Annotated in this window: 16 protein-coding genes; 8 read left to right on the top strand and 8 right to left on the bottom strand. The window is 66.5% G+C overall.

Features of this window, described 5'->3' with window-relative positions; genetic code table 11:
* Positions 1-34 precede the first annotated feature (34 nt).
* Genes AB5Y70_RS15305 through AB5Y70_RS15295 form a run of 3 tightly spaced genes read right to left on the bottom strand, consistent with a single transcriptional unit; the run spans position 35 to position 2,875 of the window.
* Positions 35-148, bottom strand: a complete 114-nt coding sequence (locus AB5Y70_RS15305) for a CydX/CbdX family cytochrome bd oxidase small subunit (RefSeq protein ID WP_010674207.1) — start codon at positions 146-148, stop codon at positions 35-37.
* A 28-nt stretch (positions 149-176) separates the two neighbouring features.
* Positions 177-1,304 (bottom strand): cytochrome d ubiquinol oxidase subunit II, encoded by a 1,128-nt coding sequence (gene cydB, locus AB5Y70_RS15300; RefSeq protein WP_319902770.1) that lies wholly within the window; start codon positions 1,302-1,304, stop codon positions 177-179.
* Positions 1,304-2,875, bottom strand: a complete 1,572-nt coding sequence (locus AB5Y70_RS15295) for a cytochrome ubiquinol oxidase subunit I (RefSeq protein WP_319902772.1) — start codon at positions 2,873-2,875, stop codon at positions 1,304-1,306. Before AB5Y70_RS15295 ends, cydB begins: the two co-directional genes overlap by 1 nt.
* 120 nt (positions 2,876-2,995) lie before the next feature.
* Here AB5Y70_RS15295 and AB5Y70_RS15290 point away from each other — a divergent pair, with 120 nt between their 5' ends.
* A complete protein-coding gene (locus AB5Y70_RS15290; RefSeq protein ID WP_319902773.1) occupies positions 2,996-4,444 on the top strand; it encodes a PLP-dependent aminotransferase family protein in 1,449 nt (482 codons plus the stop codon).
* A gap of 26 nt (positions 4,445-4,470) precedes the next feature.
* Here AB5Y70_RS15290 and AB5Y70_RS15285 read toward each other — a convergent pair whose 3' ends face one another.
* Together AB5Y70_RS15285 and AB5Y70_RS15280 are read right to left on the bottom strand one after the other, a co-directional pair.
* Positions 4,471-4,929, bottom strand: coding sequence for a GNAT family N-acetyltransferase (locus AB5Y70_RS15285; RefSeq protein ID WP_171865592.1), 459 nt, complete (start codon positions 4,927-4,929; stop codon positions 4,471-4,473).
* A gap of 154 nt (positions 4,930-5,083) precedes the next feature.
* Positions 5,084-5,734, bottom strand: a complete 651-nt coding sequence (locus AB5Y70_RS15280; RefSeq protein WP_323908724.1) for a tellurite resistance TerB family protein — start codon at positions 5,732-5,734, stop codon at positions 5,084-5,086.
* 173 nt (positions 5,735-5,907) lie between these two features.
* On the opposite strand from AB5Y70_RS15280, the gene AB5Y70_RS15275 reads away from it, so the two are divergent.
* From AB5Y70_RS15275 to AB5Y70_RS15265, 3 genes are all read left to right on the top strand, one after another.
* Entirely contained in the window at positions 5,908-6,375 is a 468-nt protein-coding gene (locus AB5Y70_RS15275; RefSeq protein ID WP_010674201.1) for an acyl-CoA thioesterase, read from the top strand.
* Positions 6,376-6,459: 84 nt separating this feature from the next.
* A complete protein-coding gene (rsmS, locus tag AB5Y70_RS15270) occupies positions 6,460-6,615 on the top strand; it encodes a pleiotropic regulatory protein RsmS (RefSeq protein ID WP_010674200.1) in 156 nt (51 codons plus the stop codon).
* A 20-nt stretch (positions 6,616-6,635) separates the two neighbouring features.
* Positions 6,636-7,103, top strand: coding sequence for a GyrI-like domain-containing protein (locus AB5Y70_RS15265; RefSeq protein WP_141116469.1), 468 nt, complete (start codon positions 6,636-6,638; stop codon positions 7,101-7,103).
* A 16-nt stretch (positions 7,104-7,119) separates the two neighbouring features.
* Here the strand turns inward: AB5Y70_RS15265 and AB5Y70_RS15260 are convergent, their stop codons facing one another.
* Positions 7,120-7,962, bottom strand: coding sequence for a LysR family transcriptional regulator (locus AB5Y70_RS15260; protein ID WP_336580367.1), 843 nt, complete (start codon positions 7,960-7,962; stop codon positions 7,120-7,122).
* Positions 7,963-8,077: 115 nt separating this feature from the next.
* On the opposite strand from AB5Y70_RS15260, the gene AB5Y70_RS15255 reads away from it, so the two are divergent.
* Complete coding sequence (locus AB5Y70_RS15255) at positions 8,078-8,587, top strand: nucleoside deaminase (RefSeq protein ID WP_041212766.1); 510 nt, start codon at positions 8,078-8,080, stop codon at positions 8,585-8,587.
* Positions 8,580-9,812 carry an MFS transporter gene (locus AB5Y70_RS15250; RefSeq protein WP_049636792.1) on the top strand — a complete coding sequence of 411 codons (1,233 nt, stop codon included), beginning with the start codon at positions 8,580-8,582 and terminating at the stop codon, positions 9,810-9,812. The genes AB5Y70_RS15255 and AB5Y70_RS15250 overlap by 8 nt, the downstream gene beginning before the upstream one ends.
* 86 nt (positions 9,813-9,898) lie before the next feature.
* Here AB5Y70_RS15250 and rluF read toward each other — a convergent pair whose 3' ends face one another.
* A complete protein-coding gene (gene rluF, locus AB5Y70_RS15245; RefSeq protein ID WP_010674196.1) occupies positions 9,899-10,912 on the bottom strand; it encodes a 23S rRNA pseudouridine(2604) synthase RluF in 1,014 nt (337 codons plus the stop codon).
* Positions 10,913-11,483: 571 nt separating this feature from the next.
* On the opposite strand from rluF, the gene gdhA reads away from it, so the two are divergent.
* Together gdhA and AB5Y70_RS15235 are read left to right on the top strand one after the other, a co-directional pair.
* The gene (gdhA, locus tag AB5Y70_RS15240) at positions 11,484-12,827 is read left to right on the top strand and encodes an NADP-specific glutamate dehydrogenase (protein ID WP_041212764.1); all 1,344 of its coding nucleotides are present in this window, start codon (positions 11,484-11,486) and stop codon (positions 12,825-12,827) included.
* A 143-nt stretch (positions 12,828-12,970) separates the two neighbouring features.
* On the top strand, positions 12,971-13,174 hold the full coding sequence (locus AB5Y70_RS15235) for a DUF3955 domain-containing protein (protein WP_049636791.1): 204 nt from the start codon (positions 12,971-12,973) through the stop codon (positions 13,172-13,174).
* 136 nt (positions 13,175-13,310) lie between these two features.
* Here the strand turns inward: AB5Y70_RS15235 and AB5Y70_RS15230 are convergent.
* On the bottom strand, positions 13,311-13,523 hold a 213-nt coding region (locus AB5Y70_RS15230; RefSeq protein WP_368175974.1), incomplete at its 5' end, for a zinc ribbon domain-containing protein.

The raw sequence follows: 13,523 nt of genomic DNA, 5'->3' as shown, positions 1-13,523 counted from the left end.
TGTGTCGGCCTTTTTCATGGGCAAGATGCGAGACTCAGGGCTCCTTGAGATCCTCATCGGCGGCCCAGCGCGCCTCCAGCCAGAGCAGGTTGACCAGCCCGCAGAGCAAGGCGAACCCCAGCCCCAGCAACCAGGTGAAATACCACATATCGCGTTGATCCTTGTGTTGAAGCGGATTAGTAGAGGCTGTGGCCGTGCTGGCGCACCTGTTCGGCGCTGACCCTGCCGCGCACCACCCGGTATACCCAGAGGGTGTAGCCGATGTTGACCGGCATCAGTACCCCGACGATCCCCAGCATGATAAGCAGGGTGCGCTCGCTGGAGGTGCTGTCCCACAGGGTCAGGCTGCTGGCCGGATCCAGGGACGAGGGCAGCACGAAGGGGAAGAGCGCGATGGCCACGGTCAGCATCATGGCGGCGCAGGCACCGCCGCTGGCAACGAGCGCCAGCCCGGACTTGCCGAGGCGGCTTGCCAGCGCGCACACCAGGGGCAGCAGGAGCCCGAGCACAGGCACGGCCCAGAGCACCGGATGAGCGACAAAGTTGCCAAGCCAGCCCGCCGGCACCGCCACCACCTCTTTCATCAGCGGAGTGAGGGCGCCGTTGAGATCGCCGATGGCCGTGATGCGATACCCCGCCATCTCTCCAAGCCAGACGCCGCCAAGGGCAAAGAGGACGCTCGCCAGGGGGCCGAGCCAGAGGGCGAGGCGGGCGCTGCGCGCCGCTATGGCCCCCTGGGTCTTGCACTGCAGGAAGCTGGCACCGTGCAGCAAGAGCAGCGCCAGCGCCGTCCCCATGGCGGTCAACAGCAGCGGCCAGTGGAACGCAAAGGCGCCATAGTGGATGCGAAGGGCCGCATCGAAGCGAAACGGCAGCCCTTGCAGCACTAGGCCAAGGGTGGCACCAAACACCAGGGTCGGCAGCAGACCACCCACCACCAGGGCGCGGTCCCACCAGCGGCGCCAGACCGGGTCCGGCAGCTTGCTGCGATAGTCAAAGCCCACCGGTCGCAAAAAGAGACCGAACAGCAGGAACATGAAGGGCACGTAAAGCGCCGAGAAGGCGGCGGCATAGACCAGGGACCAGGCGGCAAACAGGGTGCCGGCACCGGCGATGAGCCACACCTGGTTGCCCTCCCACACCGGCCCCACGCTGTTGAGCAGCACCCGCCGCTCGTCATCCGTCTTGCCGACCACGGGCAGCAGCATGCCGACCCCGAGATCGAAGCCATCCATCACCACGAAGCCGACCAGCAGGAAGAGCACCAGCCCCCACCAGATCACTTTCAGGGTTTCGTAATCCATCAGGCAGGACTCCCGTTTTGCAACACTTCACCTTGATAACGACCCGTCTGCAGGCTGGCAGGCCCTTTGCGGATCACATGACGCAACAAGAACAGCTCCACCACCAGCAGGCTGCTGTAAATGAAGAAGATGGCGATGAGGCTGAACCAGAGCTGCCCCGGTTGCAGCAGGGAGACGGAGGCCGACACCGGCAGCACGTCGCTGATGGTCCAGGGCTGGCGACCGAACTCCGCCACGAACCAGCCCGCCTCGATGGCAATCCAGGGCAGCGGAATAAACCAGAGCAGGGCCCTGAGCAGCCGCGGGGATTGCACCAACCTGCCCCGGCACAGTTGCAGGAAGGCGGCGGCAAAGAGCGCCAGCAGCGCCACGCCGATGCCCACCATCAGGCGAAAGCTCCAGAACAGCGGCGCCACCTGGGGGATGGAGTCCTCCACCGCCTTGGCGATGGCCCCCTCGTCCGCCTTGCCAATCTCCTTGGCATAGGGGGTGAGCAAGAGGCCGTAGCCCAGATCGCCGCGGTGGCGCTCGAAGGTGGCTCGCGCCGCCTGGTTGCTGCCATCTGCCCGCATCGCTTCGAGCGCCTCGTGGGCCAGCATGCCGCTGCGAATGCGCGCCTCGTGCTGCGCTTTCAGATCTTTGAGGCCCGTCACCTGCTCATCCAGGGAGCGGGTGGCGATGATGCCCATCAGATAGGGTATCTTGATGGCCGCGTGGGTGGTCTCGGCACGCTGATCCGGCAGGCCGAACAGGGTGAAAGAAGCCGGGGCGGGCTCCGTCTCCCACTCCGCCTCGATGGCGGCGAGCTTGACCTTCTGCACCTCCCCCGAGCGATAGCCCGACTCGTCCCCGAGCACGATGACAGATAGGATGGCCGCGAGGCCAAAGCCCGAGGCGATGGCAAAGGATCGCAGGGCGAAGCGCACCTCCATGCCGCGCAGCAGATACCAGCTGCTCACCCCCATCACGAACAGGGAGGCCGCTACATAGCCCGCCGCCACCGTGTGGACGAACTTGACCTGGGCCACCGGGTTGAAGATGACCGCGGCCACATCCACCAGCTCCATGCGCATGGTCATGGGGTTGAACTCGGCGCCGACCGGGTTCTGCATCCAGCCGTTGGCGATGAGGATCCAGAGGGCGGAGAGGTTGGAGCCGAGCGCCACCAGCGTGGTCACCAGCAGGTGCTGACCGCGGGAGAGCTTGTCCCAGCCGAAGAAGAAGAGGCCCACCAATGTGGATTCGAGGAAGAAGGCCATCAGCCCCTCCACCGCCAGCGGCGTGCCGAAGATATCGCCGACATAGTGGGAGTAATAGGCCCAGTTGGTCCCGAACTGGAACTCCAGGGTGATCCCAGTGGTCACCCCCATCACGAAGTTGATGCCAAACAGCTTGCCCCAGAAGCGGGTGATGTCCTTGTAAATCACCTTGCCGGTCATCACGTAGGCCGACTCGGCGATCACCAGGATCCAGGACAGCCCCAGGGTGAGGGGCACAAACAGAAAGTGGAACATCGCCGTCGCCCCGAACTGTATTCGGGAGAGGCTGACCACATCATCCAGGCTTATCATGCATGACTCTCTATGTTGCATTTAACGGACAGGTTTTCGCCCGCCAAGTACACCATGGTCCATGACACCTATAACAGATGCAGTTATAGTGAAAAACACCTATAACAGTTTGGGCCCACCATGTCCCGCTACGGCCAGTTGGCAGACCAGCTGCAACAGCAGATCACGAGCGGGCTCTGGCAGCCGGGGGAGCGCATCCCCTCCATCCGCCAGAGCTGCAAGACCCATGGCCTCAGCCCCATGACGGTGCTCCAGGCCTATCAGTTGCTCGAAAGCCGGGGCCTCATCCTGGCGCGGCCCCAGTCCGGCTACTACGTCAAGGCCGCGAGCACGGCCCGGCGGGAGAGTCAGCCCCAGCAGGCCCGCTACAGCGGCTCGGTGGACATCAACGATCTGGTGTTCGAGGTGCTGCAGGCGAGCAAGTCACGGGAGCTGGTGCCCCTTGGCATGGCGGTGGCGGACCCGACCCTCTTCCCCCACCCCCAGCTCGGTCGGGCCCTCGGCAGTTGCATGCGCCGCCTCGATCCCTTCAGCACGGTGGCAGATCTGCCCCCCGGCAACGAGGCACTGCGCCGCGCCATCGCCCGGCGCTACGCCGGCGAGGGGATGGCGGTGGATCCCCAGCAGATCATCATCACCACGGGGGCCATGGAGGCGCTTTCCCTCAGTCTTCAGGTGCTGACCGAGCCCGGCGACTGGGTGGTGGTGGAGTCCCCCACCTTCTACGGCGCCCTGCAGGCCATCGAGCGGCTCAAGCTCAAGGTGGTGGAGATCCCGGTGATCCCCGGGGTGGGCATCGATCTCGCCCTGCTGGAGGAGGCCCTCGCCCAGCGCCCCGTCAAGGCGTGCTGGCTGATGGGCAATGTGCAGCACCCCCTCGGCCACACCATGCCGGATGAGCACAAGCAGGCGCTGATGGGGCTGCTCAACCGCCATCAGGTCCCCCTGGTGGAGGATGACGTCTACGCGGAGCTCTATGTCGGGCGCGAGCGGCCAAGGCCCATCACCCATTGGGATGCGCGGGGAGAGAGCCTGCTGTGCGGCTCCTGGACCAAGTGTCTGGCGCCGGGCTTTCGGGTCGGCTGGGTGGTGGCGAAGCGCCACGCCGAGCGCATCCAGCGGCTGCAACTGATGTCGACCCTGTCGACCAATGTGCCCAGTCAGCTGGCGCTGGCTGACATGTTGCGCCAGGGCGGGGTGGACGCCCACTTTCGCCGCCTGCGCCACACCCTGGCCCAGCGCCAGCAGCAGATGCGGGCAGCCCTGATGCGCCTCTTCCCCGAGGCACGTATCTCCTCCCCCGACGGGGGCTACTTTCTCTGGCTCGAATTTGACGCCCGCCTCGATGGCCGGGCGCTCTATGCCAGCGCCATCGAACAGGGGGTCTCCATCGCCCCCGGGGCCCTCTTCTCCAGCCAGGGCCAGCACAACCACTGCCTGCGCCTCAACAGCTCCCATCCCTGGAGCCCGCAACTGGACGCGGCGCTCAACCGGCTTGCGGACCTCATCGCCCGGCAACGGGAAACCTGGCAGAGCCCCCCTGACGCCTCATACGACAAGGGCCCGTAACGGGCCCTTTTGCAAGCGAGTGCGCCTTATCTGGCCATGGTCTGTGACTGGGCCTTGAAGCCCAGTTGCTCGTAGAGGGCCCTGGCCCGCTCGTTGAAAGCCATCACCTCCAGGCGCAACTGGCTTGCGCCCCGCGCCTTGCCCCACTGGTCCCCGTGGGCGATCAGCGCCCGACCGATGCCCCGGGAGCGGAGCCCCTCATCCACCACCACGGTCGTGATGCGGCAGACGGGCAGCTTGCTGAGAAAGGGGACGCTCTCGTTGAGGTCGATGCGGGCGGTGAGAAAACCCGCCACCTCCCCCGCCACCACCGCCACGCAGAAAAGACGTGCCTCGTCGGCAATGGCGCCGAGCAAGAAGGCCCTGTCCTCCGGGGACGGGGGGCAGAACACCTCGGGCACCTGCTCGAAGTGGAGCTGACCTATCTGCCGGTTCAGGGCCAGAATGGCGTCGATATCCTGTTCAGTTGCCTTGCGAATGTCCACCTGATGCTCCTTGCAGTGAGGGTCGCCAGCGAGGAAAGAGGCTCGGCGGTCACCCTTTGGAACCCGCATCTTATCGGCTCGTCACGGCAATCAACAGCCCCCGGCAACGACAAGGCCCCATGACGGGGCCTTGTGCATCCGCTGACTCCCGGGCTCAGCCCGACGCCCCCAGCTGGGCCACCTGGCGCTCTATGCTTCCCTTGAGGTTGTCATCCAGCTTCAAGGCCCGCGCCAGCTCGTCCAGATAGCCGCGCTCCATGAAGTGATCCACCTCGATGGTGAGGAGAGAGGCGAGGTAGACCTCGGTCGCCAGCTCCATGTCGGTCACTTCTCGCGCCAGGACATGGGGGTCGAGGGGGCGGGAGAGCTCGGCGTCAATCCAGCGGGCCGCATCCCGCTCCCCCTGTTCGGTCAGGTACTCCTGGATCTTCTGGCGCTCGGCGGCATCGATGTGGCCGTCGGCCCGGGCTGCCGCCACCATGGCGCGCACCAGCAGGTTGGCGCGGGCATCCAGGGCCTTGCCCTCCAGGGTGTCCAGGGGCTGGGTCGGCTGGGCCGGGGTGGACTGCTGGGTCTGCCAGTCCTGATAGAGTTTGTAGGCCAGTCCCCCGAGAGCCGCCGCGCCTCCCACCGCCGCCACCTTGGTGCCATATTTGCGCATCTTCTTGTTACCAAGCAGCAGCGCCATGGCCCCGGCGGCCAATCCCCCCTGCGCCATGCCCTTCATCTGGGCCTTGCGCGTGTCACCACCGTCGTTGAGCCAGCCCTTGCCAGCTCCCATCAATTGCTCCAGCATCTGTTTCATGGGGCCTCCTCCCTCGCGTGATGAGTCATGCTGGGCCGCCTGCGCTGAACTCAAGGTGAATGACGGCGCAGACAAGAAGAGGCGCTGGTTGGATCAGTGTCGGCCCCGCCCGCTGCTATTGTCCCCGGGGGACAGCCAAGGAGTCCCCCCTTGCCTCGACATAAGGAAGTACCATGAGCGCCCGTGAACTGACCCTGCAATTTCTCGCCGAACCCGCCGACGTCAACTTTGGCGGCAAAGTCCATGGCGGCATGGTGATGAAGTGGATTGACCAGGCCGGCTACGCCTGCGCCGCCGGCTGGTGTGGCGGCTATGCCGTCACCGTCTATGTGGGGGGCATCCGCTTCTTGCGCCCCATCCAGATAGGCCAGCTGGTGGAGGTGCACGCCAAGGTGATCCACACCGGTACCACCAGCATGCACCTGGCGGTGGATGTCTACAGCCGCCACCCCACCGACCCGGAGCGGCGCAAGACCACCCACTGCATCATCATCTTCGTGGCCATGGACGAGCATGGCAAACCCACCCCGGTGCCCCAGTGGCAGCCGGTGAGCGAGAGCGATCTGCAGTTGCAGCAGTACGCCAAAAAGCTGATGGCCCTGCGCGAGGAGCTGGACAAGGAGATGCGCCAGCACATGTGACCCGTCCCGCCCCGGGCAGCCGGGGCGTGTCTTCGCGCCGCCGGGCGCTATAATGGCGACCACCCTTGCCCTTGAGAACCCAAGATGTCCCTGGAAAATGCCCCCCCCGAGGTCCAGCTCGCGGTGGATCTGATCGAACTGCTGGAAACCAACCACATCGCCCCCGCGCTGGCCCTGGCGGCACTCGCCATCGTTCGCCGGGATTATGAGCGCAAGCTCGAGGAAGGTCGGGAGGCCTGAGCGCCCCCGCAGGAGGCACCATGTCAGCCCCCATTCGCATCGAACAAGGCCGCGCCATGCTCCTCGGGGGGTTGCGCCGTCACCACCCCTTCGAGCAGGGGGACTTCGCCGGCCAGTGGCGCGACCTCAGCGCCCTGCTTCCCCTGCCGGGCCAGCTCGGGGAGCACGCCTATGGCGTCATCTGCGCCGCCACCGACACCCACTGCGAATACCTCTGCGGGGTGGAGGTCGCCGCCCTGGAGGTGCTGCCTCCCGGGCTTGGCCGCATGCGCATCGCCCCCCAGACCTACGCCATTTTCTTGCATGAGGGGCATGTCGCGACCCTGCCACACACCTGGCGCCAGGCCCTGGCGTGGCTCGCGCAATCGGACTATCAATCTGCCCAGCAGCCGGATTTCGAGCGCTACGGCGCCCGCTTTGACGCCGTCACCGGCAGCGGCGAAGTGGAAATCTGGCTCGCCGTGGTACCAAAACAGGCCCTGGCCTGACCCCTGGCCGCCCGGGCTACCTCGGCCCCATCACCTCGTCACAGAGCGCGATCAGCGCCTCCCCCAGCCGGGCGAGGGGCTCGCTCGTGCCCGGCCCCTGGTGCAGGGCCAGCTCCACCGAGTGCACCGCAGGCCAGTGGGCCAGCACCACCTGATCCGGTTGCAGCAGGCGCGCCGGCAGCAGGCTGACCCCGATCCCCGCGCTCACCGCCCCTTGCAGGCTGGCGAGACTGCCGCTCACGTAGGCGATGCGCCAGGGGATCCCCTCGGCATCCAGGGCGTCGGTCATCTGGCGCCGGTAGAGCCCCTCACTTGGAAACACCACCAGAGGCAGGGGGTCGCGCCCGGCGGCGGGCCACTCCCGGCTGTCAACCCAGGCCAGGGGCTCGCGCCAGCGGGCGATGGGCTCCCCTTGGCCGCGCCCCTGCTTGATGAGGGCCAGATCCAGCTCTCCCCCTTCGAATGCCTGCCACAGGGCATGGCTGAGATCGCTTTGTACCTCCAGCCGCACCTGAGGGTGCGTGCGGGCGAAGGCGGCCAGCACCGGGGTCATGGCCCCCGCGGCAAAATCCTCCGGCACCCCGAGGCGCAGGGGGTGGCTCGCCTCGCTCACCCGCTCCCCCGCCCGGGCCAGCAGCCCCAGGATGCGGCGCGCCAGCCCGAGCAGGGTCTCCCCCTGGGCCGTGGTCACCACCTGGCGGCCGGATCGGTCGAGCAGGGTGCAACCCAGCTGCTGCTCCAGGCGGCGCATCTGTTGGCTCAGGGTGGACTGGGTGAGGTGGATACGCTCGGCGGCGCGGGTAAAGCTGCCGGTTTCGACGATGGCGACGAAGCTCTGCAGCAATTGGGGGTCCAGCAGGGGGCGCTCCATGAGCAATCTCCATTTATAAAACCACTGGAAGTCATTTTATCATTTAATTTCCAAATGATGCGGCGACCCTCTAGGCTGCTGTCCTCCCCCTTTTTGCCAGGATATGACCATGCCACCTCCTTCCCAGTCCGGTGCCCGCCTCCTCAACTCCCTCACCGCCGCCTCGGCCCCCAGCCATCAGGAGTGGCTGGAGCAGGCCCTGCACCTGGCCCTGACCCATCGCCAGCAAGGGGGGCGCCCCTTCGCCGCCCTGCTGGTGAGGGAGAACCGGCTGGTGGCGAGCGCCGTCAACCGCATGCTGGAGGCGGGGGACCCCACCCGTCACGCGGAGCTGGAAGCGCTGCGGGAAGGGAGTCGCCAGGGGCCGCTGGCCGGGGCCATCGTCTATGCCAGCGGGCACCCCTGCCCCATGTGCCTGTCGGCCCTGGTGATGAACGGCATCCAGGCGGTCTACTACGCCTTTGACAACGACGATGCCGCCCCCTTCGGCTATGACAGCCGCGCGGCCTACGCGGCCCTGCGACTGCCCCTGTGCCCGCCGCCCCTGCCCCTCATCAAGCTGGCGAGCCCCATCGCGGCCGAAACCCTCTACGGTCCCCTGCCCCATGCATAAGCGCCGCCTCCCCCCGGGCAGCGGCGCCTTGCTGGTGCTGGTGATCCTCATCGCCCTCAACCTGCGCCCCTTCCTCACCGCCATCGGCCCCCTGGCCCCTCGCATCGACGCGAGGCTGGCCCTCGGGGTAGATACCCTGGCCTGGGTCACCCTGCTGCCCCTCTGGCTTATCGGGGTCGGCGTGCTGCTCACCCCGGCGCTCCTGGGTCGCACGGGCCCGCGCCCCCTGCTCGGGACGGCCCTGCTGTTGCTCGCCCTTGGCAGCGCCCTGCGCGTCGATCTGGCGAGCGGCGCCCTGCTCATCGCCAGCGCCGCCCTGTGCGGGCTGGGCTCGGCCCTAGTGCAGGGGGTACTGCCCGGCCTCATCAAGGAGGGGTTCGCCCAAAAGGTGCCCCTGGTGATGGGGATCTTCTCCGCCTGCATGATGGGGGGCGGGGCGCTCGGGGCCGTGCTCACCCCGCGCCTTGCCGAGTATCTGGACTGGTCTCGGGCGCTGGCGCTCTGGGGCCTGCCGGTGCTGCTGGCCCTCGGCTGGCTGGCCTGGCGGGTGCCCCTGCCTGCCCCGGCCAGCACGCCCGCCCCCACCGGGGAGCAGCGGCTGCTCCCCCTGCCCCGCACCTGGCTGCTCATCGCCTGCTTTGGCATCATCAACAGCGGCTACGGCATCGTCGTAGCCTGGCTGGCCCCGGCCTACATGGCGGCGGGCTGGAGCGCCCAGCAAGGGGGCGAGCTGGTGGCCTGGCTCGCCCTGGCCCAGACCGCGAGCGGCCTTGGCCTGCCCCTGCTGGCAGCCGGTCGGCTGGACCGCCGCCCCTGGATGGCGCTGGCCATCGCCATGCAGCTGGCGGGCTTTGGCGGCCTCTGGCTCGCTCCTCAGACCGCCCCCCTGCTCTGGTGTTTGCTGTGCGGCGCCGGGCTTGGGGGGAGCTTCTCCCTCATCATGGTGATTGCGCTGGATCACCTGCCCGACCCGCGCCGGGCGGGCGCCCTCTGCGCCCTGATGCAGGGCGTCGGCTTCATGGTGGCGGCTACCGGCCCCTGGGTGGCGGCCCGCCTGCACCATGCAAGCGGTGACTTCGCCGCCGCCTGGCAGTGGCAGCTCGGCGCCCTGGTCCTGATGAGCCTGCTGGTGGTGCGTCTCAACCCGCGCCACTACCCAAGGGCCATGGGCCTGCCCCCGGAGCAGGCCATGGCTGTGCAGACGGCAGGCCACAAACCTGCCTGATCCGGCGAGCACCGGCCTTGGGGGCCAGAAAGCACAACACCGGCCAAGGCCGGTGTTGTGCATCAGGGTGCGGGAAGGCCTGGCGCTCAGCGCCCCTTCTTCTGGCGCCCGCCCTGCCCTGGCCGCGGTTTGCCCGGGGCGGGTTTGCCCCCCTTGCCGGGCGCGCTTTTACCTGCTGCCCCTTTGCTGGCAGCCCCTTTGCCCGCCCCGCCCTTGCCTGCGGGGCTCTTCTTCTCGAAGGCCTCGGGACCCGGCACATTGGGCCGCCCGCCAATCTCGTGATCGTCGCTGCGCCGCGGCTTCTTGCCCTGGGCCGGGGTGCCGGCCGCAGCCGCCTTGGGCTTGGCAACCTGAGCCCCCTTGGCCGGTTTCGCCTCGGAGGAGGAGTCCTCAATGAGCTTGAACAGCTCGATCAGCTCGTCGTCGGTGAGGTCGCGCCACTCCCCCACCGGCAGCCCCTTGAGGCTGACGTTCATGATGCGGATGCGCTCGAGCTTGGTCACCTCGAAGCCGAAGTGCTCGCACATGCGGCGGATCTGGCGGTTGAGCCCCTGCACCAGGGTGATGCGAAACACGAAGGGCGCCTCTCGTTTCACCTTGCACTTCTTGGTGACGGTGCCGAGGATGGGCACCCCGGCCGCCATGCCCCGGACGAACTCGTCGGTCACCGGCTTGTCCACGGTCACCAGGTACTCTTTCTCGTGATCGTTGCCCGCCCGCAGGATCTTGTTCACCAGATCCCCGTGGTTGGTGAGGAAGATGAGCCCCTGGGAGTCCTTGTCGAGGCGACCGATGGGGAAGATGCGGGTGCTGTGGTTGACGAAGTCGACGATGTTGTCCTTCTCCCCCGCCTCCGTGGTGCTGACGATGCCCACCGGCTTGTTGAGGGCGATGAAGACCAGGCTGTCGGCTTCGCGCGGCTCGATCACCTGACCGTTGACCTTGACCAGATCCCCGGCAAACACCTGATCTCCCACCCCGGCCCGCTTGCCGTTGATGAAGACGTTGCCCTGCTCGATGAAACGATCGGCCTCACGACGGGAGCAGATGCCGCTCTCGCTGATGTATTTGTTCAGGCGCATGGATTCATCGGCCAGCATGGGTCACCTCCCGGGTCGGATGGGCCTTGAGAATGGCTGGCTGGATCAGCCGCGCTGTGGTCGGGTTCGTCTGCATACAACTCCATGAAATAAGGGCCTGCGCCCTGCATGTTCGGCAAAAAACGCCGCTACAGTAGCACATTGCACGGGCCCGCGCCCGGCCCCGTCGCCCCCTGCCCGCTGGCTCACAGGGGGTGCTGCCCCTGATGCAGCAGCAGGCCCCCCATTATCCAGCGTGCGGTGACGCCGCGGCCCTGATTGGGCTGCACCGCGCACTCCCCGCCTCTTTTCACTTCATGGTGCTCACTTCATGGGCCGGGCCCCCGCCGCCGAAGATAGGGTGCGGCCTTCGGCAGATAGCCAGATGATCTAACGCTTGATATTTATCCAGAAAAAATGCATAAAAAGATTTTGGTCATCGCGAATTATCTGCTCTGACCCGCCGACGACGGGAAATGACACCCCCATCGGGGCGCAACAACGGGCCCCTTGAGCCCCGCGAACCCTGAAGACGGGCATGGTCCCCTCTCTGGCAGGACGCCACTTTCATCATTCACGACAGGAGTTAAAGATGAGTCATTCCCTCTCCCAGGAGGCCTTCCTGGCCCAGGTCGCCAGCCGCAACCCTCACCAGCCCGAGTTCATCCAGGCCGTGAGCGAGGTGATCGCCTCCATCTGGCCCTATGTGGAGCGCCACCCCCGCTACCTGCAACACGGCCTGCTGGAGCGATTGGTGGAACCCGAGCGCCTGGTGCAGTTTCGGGTGAGCTGGGTGGATGACCAGGGCCAGGTGCAGGTGAATCGCGGCTACCGGGTGCAGCACAGCTCCGCCATCGGCCCCTTCAAGGGCGGCATGCGCTTCCACCCCTCGGTGGATCTCTCGGTGCTGAAATTCCTCGCCTTCGAGCAGACCTTCAAGAACGCCCTCACCACCCTGCCCATGGGGGGCGGCAAGGGGGGCAGCGACTTCGATCCCAAGGGCAAGAGCGAAGGAGAAGTGATGCGCTTCTGCCAGGCCCTCATGCTGGAGCTCTATCGCCACCTGGGGGCCAACACCGACGTGCCGGCGGGCGACATCGGGGTGGGCGGGCGCGAGGTGAGCTACATGGCGGGCATGATGAAGAAGCTCACCAACAGCGCCGAGTGCGTCTTCACCGGCAAGGGACTCTCCTTTGGCGGCAGCCTCATTCGTCCGGAAGCCACCGGCTACGGCCTGCTCTACTTTGTCGACGCCATGCTGGCCCATCGCGGCCAGTCCCTCGATGGCCTGCGGGTCTCGGTGTCGGGCTCGGGCAACGTGGCCCAATACGCCATCGAGAAGGCGATGGCCCTCGGCGCCCGCGTCATCACCGCCTCCGACTCCGGCGGCACCGTCTATGATCCGGACGGCTTCACCCCCGAGAAGCTGGCCCGTCTGATGGCGCTTAAAAACGAGCAGCGCAAGCGGGTGGCGGATTACGCCCACGAGCTCGGGCTCGAGTTCTTCAGCGGCCGCACCCCCTGGCACCTGGCGACCGACGTCGCCCTCCCCTGCGCCACCCAGAACGAGCTAGATGCCGAAGATGCGGCGCAGCTTATTGCCAACGGCGTGCAGCTGGTGGCCGAGGGGGCCAACATGCCCTCCAGCGCCGCCGCCATCCGCCTCTTCCACGAAGCAAAGGTGCTGTTCGCCCCGGGCAAGGCGGCCAACGCCGGCGGGGTTGCCACCTCGGGCCTCGAGATGAGCCAGAATGCCCAGCGCCTCTCCTGGACCCGGGAGGAGGTGGACGCCCGCCTCAAGGGGATCATGACCAGTATCCATGCCACCTGTGTCCGTTACGGTCAGGATGATGACCATGTGAACTACGAAAGCGGCGCCAATATTGCCGGCTTCGTCAAGGTCGCCGACGCCATGCTGGCGCAAGGGGTCTGCTGAGCGCCCTGGCCCGGGGCTTCACCCTCAACACAACGGCAGCCCTTGGGCTGCCGTTGTGTTTTGTGCCTGGCGCGACTTCACACTCTCTTCACCCAGGCATGAAAGTCTCCCATCCGCTCCATCTCGCTGACGAGGATGACAAGATGACGATGAAAACAGGTGCCCTGCTGATCCTGGCCGGGCTCGGCTGCTTTGTGGCCTTCAACCTGCTGGGCTCCACCCTCGATGCCCAGGGCTTCCTGCACGAGCCCTTTGCCCTGCTGCCCCTGGGCTATCTGCTGCTCTTCACCGGCATGGTGCTCACCGTGATCCCTCTGCTGCGCAAGGGGCGCACCAGGGAGCAATGACACAAATCGCAAGGTGCCAAGAGCTCAGCAATAGCGGCTGATCTCGATGAGGTTCTAATCCGGGTCCAGGCAATAGACCGATTCGTTGACATCCTCCCCCACCTTAGCGCTTCGCGTCACAGGAGGGGGATTCCCATTACTGGGTGATAGCTGCTCGCGCAGTACCGGGTTCCTGCTTCATCGGGCGGCCTGATTGCACCACGCCTCCACAGGCTAAAACGGCGTGTCCCGCCGCTAAAATATTGCGAGCGCCGTTCACATCGGCGTTCGCCTCATAACCACACGCAGCGCATTTAAACTGGCTTTGCGTCTGGCGGTTATCCTTCGCAGTATGCCCACAACAGGCGCA

Origin of the sequence: Aeromonas sp. s1(2024) (assembly GCF_040908005.1) — a bacterium.
Lineage (GTDB): Bacteria > Pseudomonadota > Gammaproteobacteria > Enterobacterales > Aeromonadaceae > Aeromonas > Aeromonas caviae.
This window is presented reverse-complemented; position numbering and strand designations above follow the sequence as displayed.